Genomic DNA, 22526 nt, shown 5'->3' on the forward strand with positions numbered 1-22526 from the left:
ATGAACTACACACTCGGCATTGACTGCGGCGGCACTTTTATTAAAGCCGCACTTTTTGATAATCAAGGCAATATTAAGGCGTTACATCGAGAAAATGTATCGGTAATCAGCGAAACCGCAGGCTATGCGGAGCGTGATATGCAACAGCTTTGGGCTGTATGTGCGGAAGTTGTGCGTTCAACTATCGAAAAAAGTGGCGTAAACCCAAGTAATATTAAAGGTGTTGGTATTTCCGCCCAAGGCAAAGGGGCATTTTTGCTGGATAAAAACAAGCAACCGCTCGGGCGTGCCATTCTCTCTTCCGACCAACGTTCGCTTGAAATTGTAAAGCAGTGGCAAGCAGAGGGTATTCCTGAGAAACTCTACCCGATTACCCGCCAAACCCTCTGGACAGGCCACCCGGTTTCGATTTTGCGTTGGATTAAAGAGAATGAACCTGAACGTTATGCAAACATCGGTTCTGTGCTGATGTCCCACGATTATCTGCGTTTTTGTCTGACAGGCGAATTACATTGTGAAGAAACCAACATCTCCGAAAGCAATCTCTACAATATGGTGAAGGGCGAGTACGATCCTACGTTGGCGGAGCTGCTCGGTTTGCAAGAAATTCTCGAAAAATTACCGCTTGTGATTAAGCCGAATGAGATTGCAGGTTATGTGACCGAACAAGCTGCCGAACAGTGTGGCTTAGAGGTCGGTACGCCGGTAGTCGGTGGTTTATTTGATGTGGTTTCCACTGCACTCTGTGCCGATTTAGATGATGAAACCAAGCTCAATGCGGTGCTAGGGACGTGGTCGGTGGTGAGTGGCATTACCGACTACCTCGACCCGAATCAAACGCTGCCGTTCGTTTACGGCAAATACGCCGAAGTAGGTAAATTTATCGTCCATGAAGCCAGCCCGACTTCCGCAGGTAATTTAGAATGGTTTGTGAAACAGTGGAATTTAGATTATGCCGAAATTAACCAAGCGGTTGCCGAACTGCCACCGGCGGCGAGTTCTGTGCTGTTTTTACCGTTTCTTTACGGCTCAAACGCAGGTTTGGGAATGCAAGCCGGGTTTTACGGCATGCAAGCCCACCACACCCAAGCCCACTTACTGCAAGCGATTTATGAGGGGGTGTTATTCAGCCTAATGCACCACCTCAACCGTATGTTTATTCGCTTTCCGAATACTAAAGTATTACGCGTAACCGGTGGGCCGGTGAAATCAAAAGTATGGATGCAAATGTTAGCCGATCTAACGGGTATGCGTTTAGAAGTACCGCAAGTAGAAGAGACAGGCTGTTTAGGTGCAGCATTAATGGTAATGCAGGCAACAGGGCAAGATATTAGCCAAGTTCAAGCACTAAATACTGATATGCAGGTGTTTGAGCCAAATAGCGAAAATTACGATGCTTATCAAACAAAATATCTGCGTTATCAAAAGCTGACAGAAGCTTTAAAGGCAATGATTTAAAAGGTGAAGTATCCTATTTAAAATAGGTTTTTTTGCAAAAATCAGCGAATATTATTGATGTTTTGTGGCATTTAATTTATTAATTAAATTTAATAATATTTAAATTAAAGCTTGACAGTAGTTTATATGACAGGTATTTTAAAAATGAAACATAAATAATAATTATGTTTTAGCTGTACTTATTATTTAATCCAACACAAACACAAGGAGTAGAGTTATGAGTAAAAGTTTAGATGCGAAGCGTGAAGAATTAACAAATGAAATCCGTGATATTTTAAAAAATGCGGAAGAATTATTTAATGAGACATCAGATTCGTCTACTGAAGAATATAAAAAATTAAAAGATAAATTATCAAAACAATTCGATGATGTAAAAGGTCGTTTTGCTACATTAAAAGATGACACAGTTGATAGTGCAAAAACTGTAGTTAGAAATACTGACACTCTAGTTCAAGATAATCCATATAAAGCAATTACTGTTGCCGGTGTGGTTGGCTTATTATTAGGTGTTTTAATTTCTAGAAGATAATTATCTTTAGTTTATTGAGTTAAATAATTAAGCCACGCCATATTTGGTGTGGCTTATTGTTTAATATAAGGAATATTAACAATGTTAGATAATATTAAGTTAGGATTTAGAAATAGCATCATTACCCTATTGGAAATAGCCCAAGTTCGCGGTGAAATGGCAAGGCTGGAAATTAGTGAGCAAAAAAATCAACTGGTTTCAGTTTTAATATTTGTATTATTAGGGTTTATATTTTTACTGGTTTCATTTATTAGTTTATTATTTGGCTTAGATAATTATTTATTGCCTGATCAGAAAATTAAAGTGTTTTTTGCAATTTCAATTGTTACATTCATTGCTGTAGTGATTTGTGGTGTAATGATTTTATCTTCTTTGAAAAAGCAAAGGAATTTTATGCAAAGTACATTAACAGAGCTAAAATTAGATATTGCCGCATTCAAGAATGCTTTAACATTGAAACAGAATGGAGAGCATTAAAATGGAAGAGATGAAATTGACAGAAAAAGAGCTTTTGATTCTAAAAGGTAATGCACTTAGAATGCGATTTAAAGCAGAAACCAATAAAACGAAAAGCGAAATTATCCAACCTTTTAAACAAGTTAGAGAAACAGGTTTTGCTTTGGTAAGCTCGCCTGCAGTTAAAACTGTCGCATTGGATTTCTTAATAAAAAGATTATTTAATGTTAAAGGTTTGGGTTATTCAGCATTGGGACTGGCTGTACTATTTTTATTGCAGCAGAGAAACGGTAACAGACGATAAATAATATACAAGCGGTTAAAATTTGCAAAAATTTTGCAGATTTTAACCGCTTGCTTTAGGTTATTAGCACAATTATTGTGGTTGATAATCCACTAATAAATAGTTTTTAGCGACACTAAGGAATTGAGTGACTTGCTCTTGTTGCCATAGCTCATCTTTACCTAATTCTTTTGCCATAATTGCTGCTACTTTAGCTGCACTGTCGATTGCTGCTCTTGCATCGGTAAATAGCAAACGAACACGGCGAGCTAACACATCTTCTACGGTTTGAGCCATTTCTTCACGAACTGCCCACACTACTTCGGCAACAGTATGTGGCATTCTTGGATGGATGTTTTCTGCATATTCAGTGTTACTTTGTATTAAAGCTCGAATCTGTGGAATATCCGAACCATATACATAAAGATGATCTTGCAGATTCACCAGTGAAGCCGGAATATTACCATGAATTGGTAAATTCACTGTCACGCAAGGTTTATTGCCTAGTTCCGAATGAATTTTTAGGGCTTCTTCCACCGTATCTTCTGCCATTTGGCGGTAGGTTGTCCATTTACCACCGGTAATAGTGATTAAACCACTGGTTGCATCGGTTAATACTTTATGGCTGCGAGAAACTTCTTTCGTGCTTTGTCCCTCTTTTTCCGGTGCTGCTAATGGGCGTTGTCCGGCGAAGACTGCTTTTACATCAGCACGCGTTGGTTTTTTAGTGAGATATTGACCGGCTGTTTCTAAAATAAAGTTAACTTCTTGCTCTAACGGAATCGGCTCGTAAGATGGATGTTCAATAAGTGTGTCAGTTGTACCGACAACCAGCACTTCATGCCATGGTACAGCGAATAATACTCGGCCATCTGAGGTTTTTGGAATCATTAAAGCATCATTGCTTGGTAAGAATGATTTATCTAAAACTAAATGAATACCTTGGCTTGGTACGACGAATTTTTTCTGGCTACCGTGATCCATACTTAAAATATCATTCATAAAGACACCGGTTGCATTAATAACAGCTGTACCGAATACAAGGTGCTCTTGTTGATTTAGTTCATCATAGAAGGTTACACCATCAATTTTACCTGCCGGTGTTTTGTGTAAAGAGGTCACTTTAGCATGGTTAAGTACTGTACCCCCATGTTCAACCACGGTTTGTGCCATATTAATAGCAAGTCGCGCATCGTCAAATTGACCGTCTTGGTAAACAGTACCGGTACGTAAGCCGGAATCGTTCAATGTAGGTAAACGTCTTTTCGCTTCGGTTTTGCTAATGTTTTCGGTTTTACCTAAGCTTAAATTGCCTGAGAGCATATCGTATAAACCTAAGCCAACACGATACATCACGCAGTCTTTTAAATTGTAGTTTGGAATAATAAAACTTTGGTTTTTAAATAAGTGAGCCGCATTTTTAGCTAGACGACCACGCTCACGTAAGGCTTCTCTTACTAAAGCAACATCACCATTTGCCAAATAACGAACGCCACCGTGTACTAATTTAGTACTACGGCTTGAAGTTCCTTTCGCGAAGTCATGGCTTTCCAACAGTAAGGTTTTATAGCCACGAGATGCTGTATCTACAGCAATACCTAAGCCACTTGCTCCACCACCAATAATAATGAAATCCCATTTTTGAGTTTGTTGCAATTGCGCTAGTTGTTCATGTCTCTGCATTTTTTACTCCTTTTGTTCGAATAAGAACATTTAAGTTTTACTTTATTAGCATAAACGAAAATAAAATGACTTCAAAGACATTTGTTTGAAAATTAGATCTATGTCACAAAAAAATATTATTACTCTAATTTTTAGGAGGCTACAGCTAGGCGTAAAAGTGGTTAACCTTATTGATTTAAGGTATGGTTTTTGATTGTGGAATTTTCTTTTTCGAATATTTTATGAGGTTTAAAGTGAATTTTTTGTGAAATGAATCACATTTTTGTAAAAAATAACTTTGCCATTTTCAATTTTCATTTATTATGACTTTCCCTAAGGAGGAATTATTCCGAGGTTTTAACTAAGTTATCTATATATTGGAGAATATTATGTTTGGTCCATTTAAACCGGCTCCGCATATAGCGGAACTACCGGCGGATAAAGTTGATGCAAGATATAAATTCTTGCGTTGGCAAGTATTCGCAGGGATTTTTTTCGGCTATGCCGCTTACTATTTTGTGCGTGCTAACTTCGACCTTGCGAAGCCAGGCTTGGTTGAGGCTGGGTTATATACTAAGAGCCAGCTTGGAGCAGCTGGTGCTGCTTTTGGTTTGGCTTATGGATTATCTAAATTCTTTATGGGCGCTATTTCTGATCGCTCAAATCCTAAAGTATTTTTATCATTTGGATTATTGCTATCAGGCTTGTGTATGACTCTAATGGGCTTAATGCCTTGGGCAACATCAAGTGTTTTAGTTATGTGGGTAATGATCTTCTTGAATGGCTGGTTCCAAGGTATGGGGTGGCCGCCGTGTGGCCGTACTATGGTTCACTGGTGGTCTAAGTCTGAGCGTGGGACAATAGTATCTGTTTGGAATACTGCTCATAATGTCGGGGGCGTTGTACCTGGCTTACTCGTTGTACTTGCTGCTACTTTATATTTCACTCAATTTGGTGTTGAGGCAAAAGCAAAAGATGTTTGGCAACAAGCACTCTATTACCCTGGTATATTAGCAATGATCTGCTCGATCTTTGTTTATATGGTAATGAAAGATACTCCACAATCTTGCGGTTTACCGCCGGTTGAAAAATGGCGTAACGACTATCCGGATGACTATAACGAAAAAACCTACGAGCATGAGTTAAGTACAAAAGATATTTTTGTAACTTATGTGTTGAAAAACAAATTGTTATGGTATATCGCGATTGCAAATGTGTTCGTTTACTTAATTCGCTATGGTGTATTGAAATGGTCGCCTACATATTTGAATGAAGTGAAACATTTTAATATTAAGGGGGCTGCATGGGCATATACTATTTATGAATTAGCAGCTATTCCAGGTACACTACTCTGTGGTTGGGTCTCTGATAAATTGCTAAAAGGTAAACGTGGTTTAACCGGCTTCATCTTTATGATTTTAACCACCGCAGCGGTCGTTGCATTCTGGCTCAACCCGGCTACACCGGAAGCAGAAATTGCGAACTATGCAGGTAAAGCGTGGTATGAAAACCCATATCAGTTAATGGACTTCGTTTGGATGACCACTATTGGCTTCTTAATCTACGGTCCGGTAATGCTTATCGGCTTACACGCTCTTGAGCTTGCACCGAAAAAAGCGGCAGGTACGGCAGCAGGTTTTACCGGTTTATTTGGTTACCTAGGTGGTACTGTTGCAGCTGAAGCAGTTGTGGGCTGGGCAGCAGATAAATTCGGCTGGGACGGCGGTTTCTATGTGATGATTGGCGGCGGTGTGTTAGCAGTTCTTTTAACCTTTATTGTGATGATTGAAGAAGGCAAACACAAAGCGAAATTAGGCGATCATTACGGTAAGTAATTGCTTAAATTGTTAGAAGGAAGGACTATTGTTCTTCCTTTTATTTTCAAATAAATAAGGTGGTTATTATGAAATTTAAATTAACAACACTTGCTAAAGCATTAACGCTTTCAGCAGTTGCAATGAGTGCTTATGCACAGCAATCGGATAAGTTGATTATCGCTCACCGTGGTGCAAGCGGTTATTTGCCGGAGCATACGCTGGAATCCAAAGCCTTAGCATTCGGGCAACAAGCGGACTATTTAGAGCAAGATCTTGCCATGACCAAAGACAACCGCATCATCGTGATCCACGACCATTTCTTAGACGGCTTAACTGACGTGGCGAAAAAATTCCCTGAGCGTAAACGTGCAGACGGCCGCTACTATGTGGTCGATTTCACCCTTGATGAGATCAAAACCCTCGAAATGACCGAAAATTTTGAAGTGAAAGACGGCAAACAAGCACAGGTTTACCCGAACCGCTTCCCGCTGTGGCAATCGCACTTCACCATTCACACCCTTGAAGAAGAGCTGGAATTTATCCAAGGCTTAGAAAAATCGACTGGTAAGAAAGTTGGTATCTACCCCGAAATCAAAGCCCCTTGGTTACACCACAAAGAGGGCAAAGACATTGCACTCGAAACTCTAAAAGTGTTGAAAAAATACGGTTACGACAGCAAAAATTCGCCGATTTACCTGCAAACCTTCGACTTTAACGAGCTAAAACGGATCAAAACCGAATTGCTGCCAAAACTTGGTATGGATGTGAAACTGGTGCAGCTCGTGGCTTACACCGACTGGCACGAAACTGAAGAGAAAGATAAAAACGGCAACTGGGTGAACTACGACTACGACTGGATGTTCAAAGACGGTGCCATGGCGGAAGTGGCAAAATATGCCGACGGCGTTGGCCCGGGCTGGTATATGCTGATTGATAAAGAGAAATCAAAAGCCGGCAATATCGTTTACACCCCGCTGGTAAAAGAGCTAGCGAAGTACAAAATGGACTTGCACCCGTACACCGTGCGTAAAGATGCCCTGCCGCCATTCTTTTCTAATGTGGACGAAATGTACGATGCTCTGCTTAACAAAGCCGGTGCAAATGGCGTGTTTACCGACTTCCCAGATACTGGCGTTGAGTTCTTGAAAAAACAGAAGTAGCACTTTTCTAAGCTGACAAGCGGTCGATTTTTCTGAAAATGTTGCAAAAAATAGAGGGAATTCGACCGCTTGTTTATTCGCTTTTCTTTAAAATCTCGACCATCTCCGCCCACTCATCAAACACCTGAGGAATGGGGAGAATTTCCCCTTTTTCAAAAGCGTATCGGTGGCTTTTCAGTGCAAGGGTGGCGAAGACGGTTGCCTGATACGCCCAATTTTTCTCGGCAGATTTGACCTTTTGGGCGTGAGCGATAAAGGCATTTTTTAATAAAGCGTGCATATCGTCATACAAATGATGGCGTGGCGTTTTGATTTTCCAAAGTACCAAAATCAGCCGTCTTTTTTCCAATAAACGATTTCCAATGATTTGCATAAATCGCACCAAATTATCGCTTTCAAATCTTTGTTTTAACATCTCTTGATATTCATCTTTGATTTGTCTAATCAATTTGCCCGCCAAATCGCTTTTGCCTGAATAATAACGATAAAAAGTGGTGCGGTTAATTAAGGCTTTTTCAATGATTTCTTGAGCTTGGATTTTTTCAAACGGTTTTTCATCCAACAAATCTATTAAGGCATTTTGGATCATCAGATGCGTTTTGACAGTGCGTAAGTCCATACTTTTTTGATTTTATACATACATATTTTCTATTTTATATGTTTATCCTGCTAAATTCGAGTTTTTCAATGTTTGAGAAAACGCTACACCCTTTTTAGAATAGCCGCAGATATTTTTATGAGGAGCAGACAATGATTAAAGTCCACTGCCTAACTACAGGTTGGGTACAAATTAAAATTCATCATCAACTGGCACGCTTTTTTGCTCGCCCTTTGCGTGTGCTTGATGTGCTGACCGATGCCAAATGGTCGCCAAAATTGCCGATTGGTTGCTGGCTGATTGAGCACCCAGAGGGCTTGATTTTGGTGGATACAGGCGAAAGCTCTCGTGCCAACGACAAGGGTTATCAGCCGTGGTGGCACCCCTTTATGCAGTTTTGCGAACGCCGTGGCGTAAAGCCCAGCGAAGAAGTAGGCGAAGTGCTAAAAGCAAAAGGCTTTGACCCCTTAAAGATTGACACGGTGGTAATGACCCATATGCACGGCGACCACGCAGGCGGATTGCCCAATTTCCCGAACAGCCGATTTGTCTTGACCGAGATTGAAAAACAGGCGATTGAAGCCCCCAATGCGGTGTTTAATGGCTATTTGACCCAGCATTATCCTGATTGGTTTGCCCCTGACACGGTGCAGTTTAATGACGGTGCGTTTGAAAGTTTTGAGCAAAGTCATAAATTGACCAAAGACGGCAAAATCCGCCTTGTGCCAACCGCAGGACATACGCTAGGACACCAAGCCGTGATTGTGGATATGGGCGACCACTACATTTTGATTGGCGGCGATGCGTCTTATTGTGAACAAGATATGCTTAGCGGTAACATTGACGGTGTGTGTATGGACGGCAAATTGCATCAAGCAAGCACCGCCAAAATGCGTGAACTCTGCAAGGCAAAGCCCACCATTGTGCAACTGGCTCACGATGAAAAGAGTGAATATCGGTTGAATAATAAGATTTTTACGGTGGTAAATCATTAGTGAAAAATGACCGCTTGTTGAAAGACAAGCGGTGTTTTTGTTTCTAAATTTTACAAACTTATCTTTCCATTTTCAAAAATAAACTTTCAAAAAACTGCCATTCTTTTGTCAATTTTAAAATTTTATAATACGCTTATTCCAATCCATTCAATGAGAGTAACCTTATGAAAACAATTCTAAAATCAACCGCACTTGTGTTAGCGTTATCTTTTGGTAATGCATCAAATGCCGAAACTACGGCACAACCGACAAAAACAGCAATTGAACAGCCGGCTATTCAAACAATCAAAACCTTTGACGGCTTAAACCTGCATTTACAAAAAGATATGCCAACTGTCCGCCCCAAAGCCATTGTTGTGATTTCGCACGGTTTGGCAAGCCATTCTGGGGTGTTTGGCGAGTTTGCCAAAACGATGAACGAGAGCGACATTGCCGTGTATCGTTTTGACCATCGTGGGCACGGCAAATCGGACGGACGAGACTCAATTCACATCAACAGCTATTTTGAAATGGTGGAAGATTTGCGTTTGGTGGTACAAAAAGCCAAATCTGAACACCCAAATACGCCTGTGTTTGTGCTTGGACACAGTATGGGCGGACACATTTCGGCACTTTATGGCACCAAATATCCGCACGAGGTGAACGGCTTTATTTTGGCGGCGGGCGTTTTGCGTTATAACCAGATGAATTTTGGACATTTGCCACGCCCCGAGCCCAAAGACAGCTTTGTCAGTGGGGCGGTTGCGATGACCATGCTGAATTTGCCGTTTAATGGCGAAGGCTTGTCGCTGGGTGGCGACCCGTTAATGCTGGAAAAATTTTCGGTATCGTTCCCCAACAGTTTTCAAGAAGGCATCAAATATTTAAAAGACAATGACGATAAATTTGTCGCCCCTGTGATGCTCATTAGCGGTAATAAAGATCTGTTTGTCGTGCCAAAAGATGCCATTGATTTTTATAATGAAACCAACTCGGTGGATAAAAGTTTGATTTTGTATCCGAACTTTGGGCATTTGTTAATGCTGGAAAATGGCGGACAAAAAATCAATGACGATGTGGCGGAGTGGATTAACGAGCGGGTGAAGTGAGTTTTAAGATACCGTTTTGGGCGAATGCAAGCGGTATTTTTCCCATAAAATTTTGCAAACTTTTAAGCTGACTAAAACACCATTTTTAATACAGAGAAAATATAAATATGAACAAACAAATGCTTATCGGACTGGGTATGACAGGCTCATTTGGGGCAAACCAAAGAGCGTGGCTAGACCGAAGTCTTGATGTCAAAGTCCACCCCGATTTTAATACCGACATTCGTGCAGCTCAGCTTGCCGAACAGGGCAAATTTCAGTTTTTGTTTTTGGGCGATTTTCCTGCCACCGTGCCACAGGACAACTCCTTTGTGGGCGGTATGGCGTTGGAGCCGATTGTGGCATCGTCCTTGATTGCACAGGCAACCAGTCGCATTGGCATTGCCGCAACGGTTGCGACTTCGTGGAGCATTCCTTATACCCTTGCTCGCCAGTTCAAAACGCTTGATGTGATGAGTGGCGGACGAATGGCGTGGAATGCGGTAACAGGGGCAAATCCCCATATCGCCCAAGCCTTTGGCGTAACGCTTGGCGACAGCCATAGCCGTTATGAAAAGGCGTATGAATTCACCGAAATGGTGCAAAATCTGTGGGCATCGTGGGGCGAAACTGCCCTAAAAAACGACAAATCCACCCAAGTTTTTGCCGATTACAGTCAAGTTCAAACCATTGCCCAACAAGGCAAATATTTGCAGTCGGTAGGAGCATTGCCGATTCCGCCGTCCAAGCAAGGACAGCCTGTGATTTTTCACTCTGGCGGTTCGCCCAATAACATCGCTTACGCAGGTCGTTATGCCAGCGTGATGATTGGCGAAGTGTGGACGATAGAGCAAGGGCAAGCGATTCGTAACGCCTTGCGTCAGGCTGCCATTGACAATGGGCGAAACCCCGATGAAGTCAAATTTATCGCAGGGATAATGCCCTTGATTGCCGACAGCAAACGAGATGCCCTAGACCGCCACGCCTTTTTTATGGACGAACGCACGCTGTATCAGCGTATTCGCCATATCGGAGCGGTATTGGGGACGCACTTTGGCTTTGATGATTTGGATAAACCGATTGACCCTGCCCTACTGGATAGGGTGCAAATCACGCCTTATTCTGACCCCAGAGCTGAAATTGTGCTAAAAATCGCCCGTGAAGGCTGGTCGCTCAAAGATGTGATTCATCATTCGGTGATTGATTATCACCCTGCTGCCGTTGGCACAGCATACGATACGGCTGATTTTATGACCGAGTGGTTTGAACAAGGGGCGTGCGACGGCTTTTGGGTGTTGCCTGATGTATATGAGGTGGATTTAAAACGCTTTGTTGAAGAAGTCGTGCCGATTTTGCAAGAACGGGGGATTTATCATACCGATTATGAAGGCGAGACTTTACGGGAGCATTTGGGCGTGGCTTATCAGTATGGGTTGAGAAAATAGGAAAAACACCGTTTGAATGAATTTTCAAGCGGTGTTTTTTTATTGAAATGTTGCAACATTTTCAGGCAGTCTGATTTTTTTGTAATACGAACTCCACAAATTTTCGCACAATCGCAGATGGATAACGGTGTGCGGCATAAATCATCAATACATCAAAATCAGGCTTATCCCATTCTGGCAAAATCTCAACCAAACGCCCTTCATGTATCCATTTTTCGGCAGTAAAATCAGAAACTTGCCCGATCGCCAGCCCCTCTAAAATCATATATTCCACTGCATAACTGTCATTGCTGGCAAATAAAAACGGCAAAGTGATTTTTTCTTTACCCATTTGAATGACAATCTCGCTTTCGCCATTTTTTGCCCAAGTGGCAAGCGGAAAATTTTTCAAATCTTGCAAAGTGTTGGGCGTGCCAAGCCATGCGATTAAATCAGGGTGGGCAACCCATTTTGTGCCGATAGAAAGCACTTTTTTGGCGATAAAATGCTCGCCGTGCAACTCGCCAATGCGAAACGCAATGTCAATGCTGTCCGCTGTCAAATCCAAAGGGCGTTCGGTCAGCGTGCAATGAATTTGAATGTTGGGGAATGTTTGCCCAAATTCGCCAATCCATTGCAATACAGGTAAAAAAGCAGGTGGTGCCGAAATGCGTAAAATGCCCTTTAAATTGTGTTCATCATCAAACAAAACTTGTTTGGCATTCAACAAATTATCAATGGACAAATGCACTTCGTCATAAAGTTTTTGCCCTGCCATTGTGGGTTTGACGCCTGATTTTTGGCGGTCAAACAGTTGGATATTCAGCTCTTTTTCCAGCTCACTAATCTGACGGCTGATGGTGGCAATCGGCACGCCCGTGCGTTCGGCGGCTTTGGATAAACTGCCGTTCTGGATAATGGCGACAAATAGGCGGAGGGTATTTAAGTTCATGTTTTTTAATTTAAAAAATGGATTAGACTATTTTAACAGATGTAGTTTTGTTTTCCAAAAATGAAAATGATATTTCCATTTTTCGCCATTCTTTCTGAATTTAAAAAACATTAAAATGCCACCTATTCAAACCAAACAGAGTAAAAAAACATGCAAAACCGTATTACCCAAATTTTGAACATCAAACACCCCATTGTCCAAGCCCCAATGTCGTGGCTGACGGACGCACATCTGGTGGCAAGCGCGGCGGAGGCTGGCGGATTGGGCTTTTTAGCCCCACACGCAGGACAAACAACCAATCCCACTTCCAACGAAGAAGTTTTAGATCGTATGCGTGCCGAAATCCGCAAAGTCAAGGCATTGACCGACAAGCCTTTTGGCGTGCCGTTTATTTTGTCTTACGATTTTTCGCTGATTCCCCTAATGGTGGATTTGCTGATTGAAGAAGGCGTGCCTGTGGTGCTGGACAATGGCTGGCTTGACCCTGACATTTACGCCAAATTCAAACAGGCGGGCATTAAAATCATCTGCCGTTTGCCCAATCCCAATTTGGCGGACGCATTAAAAGCTCAAAGTTTGGGTGCGGATATTTTGGTGCTGACGGGCTTTGACGAAGGTGGCACTTTGCCGATGAAAGAAGTCGGCAGTTTTAGCGTTTTGGCGGAATTTGTCGGTAAGGTGGATTTGCCGATTATGCTGGCGGGCGGGATCGCCGATAAAAAATCGGTGCAAGCCAGTTTGGCACTGGGGGCAGAAGGCGTATGGATTGGCACGGCATTTATCGCCACAGCCGAGTGTCGCAGTCATCAAAAGGTGAAAGAATGGATTGTGAACTCAACGGCTAATGATTTATTGCTGTTCCGTACCGAGCCGTATTATTACCGCTCTTTGCCCACCGAATTGGCGAAAAAATGCTTTGAAATGAGCGAAAATGGGGCAAGCCGTGCCGACATCGCCAGAGTGATGAACGCTGGCACAGGCATGCGTTTGGGTATGCTGGAAGGCGATTTTGACAATGGTTATGTGTCGGTCGGTAATGGCATTTCACAAATTGATAGAATTAAAACTGTCAAAGAATTGATTGATGAGTTGATGAACTAAAAGCTAATCTTGTAAAAAAACATATGAATCCGGCCGCTTGTGGAAATACAAGCGGTCGATTTTTACTAAAAATCTGCAAATTTCCAGGTAGGCTAGCTTTTCACAACATCAATCATCGCCACCCATTCATCAAACACTTGAAGCATGGGTAGAATTTCCCCTTTCTCAAAGGCCTATCGGTGGCTTTCTAGTGCAAGGGTAGCGAAGACGGTTGCTTGATACGCCCAATTTTTCTAGGTGGATTTGACCTTTTGTGCGTGAGCGATAAAGGCATTTTTAAACAAAACATGCATATCATTATACAGATGATAGCGTGGCGTTTTGATTTTCCAAAGGGTTAAAATCAGCCGTCTTTTTTCCAGCAAGCGATTGCCGATGAGCTGCATAAATCGGACGAGGTTATGGCTTTCAAAGCGTTGTTTTAACATCTCTTGATATTCCGCTTTCACTTCTTGAATCAACTTGCTTGCCAAATCGCTTTTACCGGAGTAGTAGCGGTAAAAGGTGGTGCAGTTATCATTTAAAAATTATGTTGCAAGCCCATGCCGTGAGCGTGGAGCAAATCGGCAAAGAACGTTTTTATGCGATTGCAATGAAAGATGAAATTGAAAAGCAGGGGGAATTGGTGGCTTTGATGAAGAAATATTGTCCCAGCCATCAGGATTGAGCTTTTTATGGTAACGTGTAAGTTGCTGCACCCTTTACTTTCCCAAACGGCACAATAGCCAAAAATCGCTTTTTCAACTCCGCGATGGAAGAACAGCACGCCCAAGGCAGCCGGCTTACCACCACGCTCGCTAATTTGTACAGCACTTGGGCGTTGCGGGAATGTGGGTGATAGGCAATGTGATAGTATCAAAATATGGCAAAGGATCAATCAATGATGTCGTGGTGTCGGACGACCGCGCACTCCCCAGTCTGCGTGGAAAGTGTTGTGGCATACGATTGTGTCGAATGGGAAAGCGGTATTGAGTACGGTGAGAAGTTAGGAAATGAAACACCGTTTGTAAATACAAGCGGTGTTTTTCTTTTGAGAATTTGCAAAAGGATTTTCCAGGCCGCCTAAAAAGATTTTACAAAATTTTCGGTAAATTCGACCGCTTGCGTTTTCGCTCAATATTTTTTTGATCTCGCTCATAATTATTGAATAATTTGCTTTTCTAATAAGTTCAAATCCGTATAGTGTAGCAACAGTTTATTTTTAGAGGAGTGTTGTATGTTTTCCTTTCTAAAAGCCTCTCCACCGGCTGAGAAAAAGGTGGAAGCCAGTAAAGTAGATGCTGAATATCGTAAATTGCGTTGGCAGGTGTTTGCCGGGGTGTTTATCGGTTATGCGGCGTATTATTTAATTCGTAAAAACTTCTCGTTGGCGATGCCGTATTTGATTGATGAATATGGTTTTACTAAAGCGGATTTAGGGACAGTCGGTGTAGCGTTATCGCTCGCTTACGGGTTTAGTAAATTCATTATGGGTAACGTTTCTGACCGTTCTAACCCGAAATACTTTATTACTATCGGCTTGCTCGGCTCGGCGATTGTGAGCCTCGTGTTCGGTTTGGTACCAGGCGTGCTTTCCTCTATTCCTATTATGATTGTGCTAGCTGCGTTAAACGGTTGGTTCCAAGGAATGGGTTATCCACCGGGTGCGAAAACGATGACTAACTGGTTCTCAACCTCTGAGCGTGGTGTATGGTGGAGCTGGTGGAACGTGCCACATAACCTTGGTGGCGGTTTGATTGGGCCGTTGGCAATTCTTGGTTTATCCCTTTTCGGGGTATGGCAATCGCTGTTCTATCTGCCTGCGTTGATTGCGATTGTGCTGGCATTTGTGATGTTCTACTTGATGCGTGATACGCCGGAATCACAAGGTTTACCGCCGATTGATGAATATAAAGGCGAGAAAATTATGGAGAAAGTGGAGTCTGCTCACACGCTTTCTTCCAAAGATATTTTCTACAAATATATCTTAAACAACAAATTCCTTTGGGCGATTGCGATGGCGAACGTATTTGTTTACTTCATTCGCTATGGCATTATCGACTGGGCACCGACTTACTTAAAAGAAGTGAAACACTTCTCGGTGGATAAACAGAGCTGGGCGTACTTCTTGTATGAATATGCGGGTATCTTCGGAATGCTGGCAAGCGGTTATTTAAGCGACAAAGTTTTCAAAGGTCACCGAGCGCCGCCAATGTTGCTGTTCCTTGTGGGTGTATTGATTGCAATCGTGGTTTACTGGAAAAACCCGGCAGGCAATCCGTTAATTGATAACATCTGCTTAGTGGCGATTGGTTTCTTGATTTATGGTCCGGTAATGATGATCGGTTTACAAGCGGCGGATTTAGTGCCACGTGTTGCAACCGGTACAGCAACAGGTTTAACCGGCTTGTTCGGTTACTTACTCGGTTCTGCAAGTGCAGGTTATGTGATGGGTAAGTTAGTGGATATGTTCGGTTGGGACGGCGGTTTCTATGCGTTGATTCTCTCCTGTTTCTTAGCCTTTGGTTTCATTGCACTGACACTCTTTAGAAAAACCTCAAAACAGTTGGAAAACTAAGGTGTAATTGATTTTGTAAGTCTATCGCAAGCGGTTGATTTTCTATAGAATTTTGCAAAAATTCTGAGAAATTCGACCGCTTGTTTTTTGGCAGTGGTTATTCACAATTTAATAAGAAAATGCCCGTTTGACTAAGGTGAAGATAGTAGGCTTGTTGGGTTTCATTGTATTGATCCGGGTTGAGATTTACCATTATCTCTTTGCCTAGCCATTCAACCGTAATTTCCCAATGGGCGCCCATATATACCGCATGTCTTATCTCACAGCGTTGGTTTTCTTCCCCAGTTGCTTTAAGCTGAATTGCTTCCGGACGTATCCCAACTAAGCAATCACCGTTAGCAACATTGAAACGTTCTGCATTTTCTAAAGTGAAATTGAAATCGCCAATATGAATAGTGTTACCTAATTTTTTGCCTGCTAAGATGGTAGATTCGCCCATAAAGTTAGCTAAAAACAGGGAATTTGGTTGTAAATAGAGATTCTTAGCAGTATCTTTTTGTTTTATCACACCTTTATCCATCACAATTACTTGATCTGAAACTGCAAAAGCTTCTGATTGGTCATGAGTAACATAAAGGGAGGTTATTCCTAAACGTTGTTGTAGTTCGCGAATTTTCTCACGCATAGAGCGACGAAGATTAGCGTCTAAATTACTTAAAGGTTCATCGAATAATAGTACCTTAGGTTTTAAGACTAATGCTCGTGCAAGTGCCACACGTTGCTGCTGACCACCTGAAATTTGATCAACAAAGCGGTCTTCAAAACCGGCCAAATCCACCAACTCTAAGGCTTCTTTGACACGCTGTTTACGTTCTTCAGTACTCACGCCTTGCATACGTAAACCATAACCTACGTTATCACCAATAGACATATGTGGGAATAAGGCATACGACTGGAATACGATGCAGATATCACGATTTTGAATGGAAGATTTCGTCACATCTTCGCCATCAATAAAAATCTGACCTGAAGTTGGGTTTTCCAGGCCTGCCACTAAGCGAAGAACCGTTGTTTTGCCACAGCCGGAAGGCCCAAGAAGTGTGACCATTGTGCCGCGTTTGATAGTTAAATTTAGATTATTAATTACGACAGATTTACCGAAAGACTTTGTAATATTTTTTAATACTAAGAAATCATTATTCATATTTATTGCCTTATTGAATTTTTAATACACAGGATGTTTCGTATGACAAGGTTTAGTCATGTTAATGAGTGGTTTTTGCTTTAGAGCGAGAAATCCGCGTATCACCCACAATCCAGTCAAAGAAGAGAATAATCGCCATCATAACCACAATGAGTATTGAGCCATAAGCAATCGCAACGCCATATTCCCCATCTTCTACTCGGTTAAGTATGTAGGATGTTGCTACGCGCGTATCTGCGGTTACTAAAAATACGATGGCGCTCACTGTTGTCATTGCTCGGACAAAACTTGTAACCAGGGCAGATAATAATGCCGGTTTTAATAGTGGGAAGACGATATAAACGATGGTTTTAAATGAGCTTCCTTTTAGGGATAGAGAGGCTTCATCAAGGGATTTATCTAATTGTCCTAACCCGGCAACAGCCGCCCGCATTCCTACAGGCATATTACGCATGACCATTGAAAGGATAATAATTAGTCCTGTTCCCGTAATATAAATAGGTGCATCATTAAACGCGATGATATAAGAAACCCCAGCCACAGTACCCGGTACGGCAAAGCAAAGTAGCGTGAGGAATTCTAATGTTTTTTTGCCCTTAAAATCGCGTCTAACTGTAATGTATGCGATGAGTAAGCCAAAGATTGCAGTAATAGGGGCAGCACTTGCAGCAAAAATAACCGTTTGAATTAAAGATGGCCAAGCACCATCACTAAAACCTTGACCAAATAAGGTAATGTAATGCTGCAATGTTAATGTGTAATCTACCCCCCAGTTTTTGGTGAAGCTACCATAAAATATACTTCCGTATAATACGGCATTGAAAATAACCCAAAAACCTAATGTAAAGATAATGATGTATTTTAGGGTTGTTGGTAGTTCTTGTACGTCTCCACGGTATGATTTTCCTGAAACAGTTACATAGGAGCGATTACCTATCCACCAATACTGAATAACAAAGATAGCAAGAGAGAAGAGAAGTAGTATAGTTCCTAATGTACTAGCAGAAGCATAATCTAATTGTGAGCCGGCGATATAGAAGTAAATTTGTGATGAAATTACATCGAAACTACCACCAAGCACTAATGGAGTACTAAAATCAGCCAATGATTGAATCGCCACTACTAAGAATGAGTTGGCTAATGCCGGTTTCAATAGCGGAAAAATAATATTGAAGAATGTTTGATAGCGATTAGCTCTTAGTGTATAAGAGGCTTCTTCGATGGATGGATGAATAGATTTTAATGCTCCTTCTAAAATCATAAATGACATTGGCGTTAATGCTAATGTGTGTGCGATCACTATGCCGGTAAAGCCGTATAGCCAGTTGCTGCTGAAGCCAAAATGTTCGACTAAAAAAGAGGTGACATAACCTGAACGCCCAAGCATTAAGGTTACACCTAAGCCTACAACGAAAGGTGGGGTTACAATAGGTAAAATAGAGAAGATTTTACCGATAACAGCAGTGCGTTTTGCTATTCTGGTGGTATAAAGCGCAAAAATTAATCCAAATAGAGTTGATAGAATACCAATAGTAAATGCAACACTTAATGAGTTGGTAATGATCCGTAGCACATAAGGTTTACTCACAATATCTAATACTTGGCTTGGAACAAATTCCGAGCCGTCATAGAACATGGAGAGGAAGATCGCAAAAGTCGGATAAACAATAAAGAAAAAAATGAGTAATATGATACTTAGCAAGGAAAAGATGATGAATTTGTCCCCTTGCATAAACTTCATTTTAGCTAATGCATTCGTTGCAAGTGCAACCAGCGCAACAACTAAGACAAAAATTGAATATCCTAGACTAAATTTTTGAAGAATAGCAGAGACAAATATGAATAGGAAAATAGCAGCTAGGGTAATAAATTCAATCTTACCTTGTTTTTGTTCACCTTTATTTTCAAACCAATAGGAGACTATGGGCAAAAACAGAAGAGAGCCGAACCAAATCCAGCTTAAATTGGGTTTGGTCCAACCTATTGCCGCGTAAATTTCATCGGCTGTCGCTTCTGTTATACCATAGTGTAGCGTCATTGTAGGTAATACCATAAATCCTATAAATGACAATAAGATCCAAACTAGGTTACCTTTTAATATTTGTTTCTGTTTCCTCATAAAACCTCCGTGAAACAAGAATTACTGTGCTAATTTTACGTCTGTAACCCATTTATCAATTAGCTTACTACGCATTTCATTTGAACCAAATTTATCAAAATCATAATTGATAAGTTTTAGATTCTCCGGTTTAAGCGAATAAGGAGATGGTTCAGCGTTAATATTGGTTGGAATATGATGGGATTGTGCTTTTTGCCAAGATAACTCTTGAGCCTCTTTAGACATTACCCAATCAGCAAATAATTTTGCGTTTTCTAAATTACGTGCATTTTTAATAACGCTGATACCGCCTAGTTCATACCCGGTTCCTTCACATGGCACCACTAATTCAATAGGTGCACCATTTTCTTTTTCAAAGGAATAATTTTGTAAAAAACCTACTCCAATTGCAGTTTCACCTCTGGCAGTATTTCTCGATGGTGCTGTCCCTGCTTTCGGATACTGAGAAATATTTTGATGCAGTTTTTTCAGATAATCAAAAGCATCCTTTTCTCCCCACAATTGGATGAAGGTAGATATTGCTGTATAGGCAGTGCCTGAACTTTGCGGGTCGGCTAACTGAATTTCGTTTTTAAATTTAGGGTCTAGAAGATCTTTCCAACATTGTGGTGTTTCATGAATACCTAATTTTTTCAATCTTTCGGTATTTACGCCAAAGCCTAAAACGCCCATATAAACAACAGAACTGCTTCCGTTACCTAATTTTTGAAATTGTGGAAGCACCTCAGTTAATTTAGGTGAAGAATAAGGTTCTACCAAACCGAGTTCTACCGCTTGTAAGTGAGTATCAAAAGGTCCACCATACCATACATCCGCTTGTGGGTTGTTTTTCTCTGCTTCCATTTTAGCTAAGGTGCTACCGGAGCTGTTTCGAATAAATGAAGCTTTAATATTATATTTTTCGGAAAAACCTTGAACGGCCTTTTCGCATACAATATTTTGAGCACTGCAATAAACAACTACTCTCCCAGATTGGTTTGCAAAGGTTTGAGGACTAACGAATAAACTTGCAACTAGCAGGCTGGAAAGAGATAAAGCGATTTTTGATAATTTCATAATTATTCTCCAGATAGCAATTCTGACTGAATTTATTTAGCGAGTTTGACTTCATTAACCCATTTATCAATCAAACGTTTACGCTCTTCGCTTGAGCCATACTTCTCAAAATCATAATTGATTAAGTTTAAGTCTTTTGGATTTAGAGCATAAGGAGAAGCCTCTGCAGTAGTATTTGTTAGCACTTGAAACGCATTACCTTTTTGCCAAGAAAGCTCTTGAGCTTCTTTTGAAAGTGACCAATCGATAAATAATTTTGCGTTTTCTAGGTTTCTTGCCCCTTTTAAGATACTGACACCACCTAATTCATAACCAGTACCATCAGTGGGTGCCGTCATTTCAATATTTGCACCGTTTTTCTTTTCTACCGCATAGTCGTGTAGGAAGCCGATACCGATAGTCGTTTCACCACGAGCGGTATTACGTGCCGGGGTAATACCTGATTTAGTATATTGCGAGATATTTTTATGTAACTTATTAAAATATTCAAAGGCTTTTTCTTCACCCCAAAGCTGAACGAAAGTGGCTATCGCAGTGTAGGCAGTGCCTGAGCTTTGTGGGTCAGCAATTTGGATCTCACCGGCTAAACGTGGGTCAAGTAAGTCTTCCCATGTGCTTGGTACTTTTTCAATACCGAGCTTTTTCAAGCGATCGAGGTTTACGCCATAGCCCAAAATTCCCATATAAACTGCAGATGAATAGTTACCTTTAAGCTTTGCCGGATCACGGAATTGCTCGATAATTTGTGCTAGATTTGGAGATTGATATTGTTGTAATAATCCCATTTCTGCAGCTTGAGAGTGTGGGTCTAGCGTACCGCCATACCAAACATCGGCCTGTGGATTATTTTTTTCGGCTTCAATTTTAGCTAAAGTACTGCCTGAGCCGTTACGTACGAAAGCAACTTTCACATCATATTTTTGCCCGAATGCCTGAATTTCTTGCTCGCAAAGTTCATTGGTTGCACTACAGTAAACGGTTAATCTTCCTTCTGCTAATGCAGCCTGAGAGAACATGGAGCCAAGTAATAATGTTGAAAGTGCTAAAGAGAGTTTTTTTAATTTCATCATAATTTCCCCAGAATAGTGATTGAGTGACGGACTTGCAATATAACAAGAAATTTAATGAAATTCTGTGAACAAACTCACAGTTCAAATAAATAAACACTCATTTTGAAGCTATTCCGGGAATGGGAGAGAGCTAGGTCTTATTTAATAAGGCTTGCATGGACTGTTTTAGATTGGCTAGCATTTCATAGCGTTTACGATACATTGAACGTTTTTTGCTTGGAATTTCGTCCATTTTTTTACTTTCTAATTCCAACGGTAACTGCCAATATTTTCCGGCTTTGCCGTTTGATTCAGCAAAAATAGCATCGTAATCAACTACATATCGTTTACTTTGCACGAAACGGGATTTATTCTGATATTTTTGCGGAATACCTAACAAGCTTTCGTAGCCTAAAACTGAAGTAAGCGCTTTCATCGCCTCCACCATTAAATAAGCAGGGCGTAAACCATGGCAGTTTTTGGTTAACTGTTTAACTAATTCTTTTGAACCTTCAAAATTCGGACCTTGAATGACAGCGATTAGAAGAGCTTCCTCAAGTTTGCCGAAAGTTAATAAATAGACGAGTTCTTGAGTCGGCTTGTGGCAAAGCTCTAACGCCCAAAAGCCCTCCATTGGCTGATACTCATTGATATCTAATAACAGCTCAAAATCTGGAATTACTTCACCAAAATTCACTTTTTGTTCCCATAAAGGGGGAAGATGACTCAGTTTTTGTGGTAGAAACAGCAAATTATCGCACATTTTCTGTAAGCGTTCTGTTGAGGAAAAACGCTTATCCAAGAAGCGATGGGCTAATGGATAGTTATAATTCGGTCTGGCATTTAGCAGAGGGATTAACTGAGGATTTTGCTCAATAAAAAGTTTAAATTTTTTGATTTTATCTCGGTGCAGCCAAGAACGCAGATTAAAGCGTAAACGCTTACCGGCATACGATTTTTTCCCTCGATTCGGATAGAGAGCATTGGCATTCGGCCATTGGTACTGATTTTTCATTTTAAAACATTATTCAAGCGGTCTGATTTTACTCAAAAATTGCAAGAAATTTTTTCGCTCGTTTGGAGCTATTGGTAAAGCCAA

General features: G+C 41.1%; 20 protein-coding genes. 11 read left to right on the plus strand and 9 right to left on the minus strand.

All coding sequences use genetic code 11. The features are described from left to right. The 4 genes from A6B41_RS00640 to A6B41_RS00655 all read left to right on the plus strand — a co-directional run bounded on the left by A6B41_RS00640 (window position 1) and on the right by A6B41_RS00655 (window position 2747). Window positions 1–1458, plus strand: a complete 1458-nt coding sequence (locus tag A6B41_RS00640) for an FGGY-family carbohydrate kinase (RefSeq protein ID WP_027073478.1) — start codon at window positions 1–3, stop codon at window positions 1456–1458. 217 nt (window positions 1459–1675) lie between these two features. Continuing rightward, complete coding sequence (locus A6B41_RS00645) at window positions 1676–1987, plus strand: ElaB/YgaM/YqjD family protein (protein ID WP_027073477.1); 312 nt, start codon at window positions 1676–1678, stop codon at window positions 1985–1987. 81 nt (window positions 1988–2068) lie between these two features. Next, a complete protein-coding gene (locus A6B41_RS00650; protein WP_027073476.1) occupies window positions 2069–2464 on the plus strand; it encodes a phage holin family protein in 396 nt (131 codons plus the stop codon). A gap of 1 nt (window position 2465) precedes the next feature. After that, window positions 2466–2747, plus strand: a complete 282-nt coding sequence (locus tag A6B41_RS00655) for a hypothetical protein (RefSeq protein WP_237052481.1) — start codon at window positions 2466–2468, stop codon at window positions 2745–2747. Between the two features lie 72 nt (window positions 2748–2819). Here A6B41_RS00655 and A6B41_RS00660 read toward each other — a convergent pair whose 3' ends face one another. Further along, window positions 2820–4409, minus strand: a complete 1590-nt coding sequence (locus A6B41_RS00660; RefSeq protein WP_027073474.1) for a glycerol-3-phosphate dehydrogenase/oxidase — start codon at window positions 4407–4409, stop codon at window positions 2820–2822. Between the two features lie 368 nt (window positions 4410–4777). Between A6B41_RS00660 and glpT the strand changes: the two genes are divergently transcribed. Both glpT and glpQ read left to right on the plus strand, forming a co-directional pair. Then, window positions 4778–6223 (plus strand): glycerol-3-phosphate transporter, encoded by a 1446-nt coding sequence (gene glpT, locus A6B41_RS00665; RefSeq protein ID WP_027073473.1) that lies wholly within the window; start codon window positions 4778–4780, stop codon window positions 6221–6223. A 68-nt stretch (window positions 6224–6291) separates the two neighbouring features. After that, complete coding sequence (glpQ, locus tag A6B41_RS00670; RefSeq protein WP_027073472.1) at window positions 6292–7365, plus strand: glycerophosphodiester phosphodiesterase; 1074 nt, start codon at window positions 6292–6294, stop codon at window positions 7363–7365. Window positions 7366–7438: 73 nt separating this feature from the next. Here the strand turns inward: glpQ and A6B41_RS00675 are convergent, their stop codons facing one another. Further along, on the minus strand, window positions 7439–7984 hold the full coding sequence (locus A6B41_RS00675; protein ID WP_027073471.1) for a TetR/AcrR family transcriptional regulator: 546 nt from the start codon (window positions 7982–7984) through the stop codon (window positions 7439–7441). Window positions 7985–8115: 131 nt separating this feature from the next. Between A6B41_RS00675 and A6B41_RS00680 the strand changes: the two genes are divergently transcribed. The 3 genes from A6B41_RS00680 (at window position 8116) to A6B41_RS00690 (ending at window position 11470) form a co-directional block, all read left to right on the plus strand. Then, on the plus strand, window positions 8116–8958 hold the full coding sequence (locus A6B41_RS00680; protein ID WP_027073470.1) for an N-acyl homoserine lactonase family protein: 843 nt from the start codon (window positions 8116–8118) through the stop codon (window positions 8956–8958). Between the two features lie 164 nt (window positions 8959–9122). Continuing rightward, window positions 9123–10046, plus strand: coding sequence for an alpha/beta hydrolase (locus tag A6B41_RS00685; RefSeq protein WP_027073469.1), 924 nt, complete (start codon window positions 9123–9125; stop codon window positions 10044–10046). 107 nt (window positions 10047–10153) lie between these two features. Continuing rightward, window positions 10154–11470, plus strand: coding sequence for an NtaA/DmoA family FMN-dependent monooxygenase (locus tag A6B41_RS00690; protein ID WP_027073468.1), 1317 nt, complete (start codon window positions 10154–10156; stop codon window positions 11468–11470). Window positions 11471–11531: 61 nt separating this feature from the next. Here A6B41_RS00690 and A6B41_RS00695 read toward each other — a convergent pair whose 3' ends face one another. Continuing rightward, window positions 11532–12401 carry a LysR family transcriptional regulator gene (locus A6B41_RS00695; protein WP_027073467.1) on the minus strand — a complete coding sequence of 290 codons (870 nt, stop codon included), beginning with the start codon at window positions 12399–12401 and terminating at the stop codon, window positions 11532–11534. A gap of 150 nt (window positions 12402–12551) precedes the next feature. On the opposite strand from A6B41_RS00695, the gene A6B41_RS00700 reads away from it, so the two are divergent. Then, a complete protein-coding gene (locus A6B41_RS00700; protein WP_027073466.1) occupies window positions 12552–13502 on the plus strand; it encodes an NAD(P)H-dependent flavin oxidoreductase in 951 nt (316 codons plus the stop codon). 233 nt (window positions 13503–13735) lie between these two features. Here A6B41_RS00700 and A6B41_RS11085 read toward each other — a convergent pair whose 3' ends face one another. Beyond that, window positions 13736–13975 carry a hypothetical protein gene (locus A6B41_RS11085; protein WP_237052482.1) on the minus strand — a complete coding sequence of 80 codons (240 nt, stop codon included), beginning with the start codon at window positions 13973–13975 and terminating at the stop codon, window positions 13736–13738. A 743-nt stretch (window positions 13976–14718) separates the two neighbouring features. Here A6B41_RS11085 and pgtP point away from each other — a divergent pair. Next, window positions 14719–16059 carry a phosphoglycerate transporter protein PgtP gene (gene pgtP, locus A6B41_RS00710; protein ID WP_176673417.1) on the plus strand — a complete coding sequence of 447 codons (1341 nt, stop codon included), beginning with the start codon at window positions 14719–14721 and terminating at the stop codon, window positions 16057–16059. Between the two features lie 97 nt (window positions 16060–16156). Here the strand turns inward: pgtP and fbpC are convergent, their stop codons facing one another. The 5 genes from fbpC to A6B41_RS00735 form a co-directional block, all read right to left on the minus strand. Then, the gene (gene fbpC, locus A6B41_RS00715; RefSeq protein ID WP_027073463.1) at window positions 16157–17203 is read right to left on the minus strand and encodes a ferric ABC transporter ATP-binding protein; all 1047 of its coding nucleotides are present in this window, start codon (window positions 17201–17203) and stop codon (window positions 16157–16159) included. Between the two features lie 61 nt (window positions 17204–17264). Next, window positions 17265–19322: an ABC transporter permease gene (locus A6B41_RS00720; protein WP_027073462.1), complete on the minus strand. Its 2058-nt coding sequence runs from the start codon at window positions 19320–19322 to the stop codon at window positions 17265–17267. 21 nt (window positions 19323–19343) lie between these two features. Further along, complete coding sequence (locus A6B41_RS00725; RefSeq protein WP_027073461.1) at window positions 19344–20378, minus strand: ABC transporter substrate-binding protein; 1035 nt, start codon at window positions 20376–20378, stop codon at window positions 19344–19346. 32 nt (window positions 20379–20410) lie between these two features. Then, entirely contained in the window at window positions 20411–21445 is a 1035-nt protein-coding gene (locus tag A6B41_RS00730; protein ID WP_027073460.1) for an ABC transporter substrate-binding protein, read from the minus strand. A 133-nt stretch (window positions 21446–21578) separates the two neighbouring features. Then, window positions 21579–22442 (minus strand): VirK/YbjX family protein, encoded by an 864-nt coding sequence (locus A6B41_RS00735; RefSeq protein WP_027073459.1) that lies wholly within the window; start codon window positions 22440–22442, stop codon window positions 21579–21581. Between the last annotated feature and the right edge of the window lie 84 nt (window positions 22443–22526).

Origin of the sequence: Mannheimia granulomatis (genome assembly GCF_013377255.1) — a bacterium.
GTDB classification, from domain to species: Bacteria; Pseudomonadota; Gammaproteobacteria; order Enterobacterales; family Pasteurellaceae; genus Mannheimia; species Mannheimia granulomatis.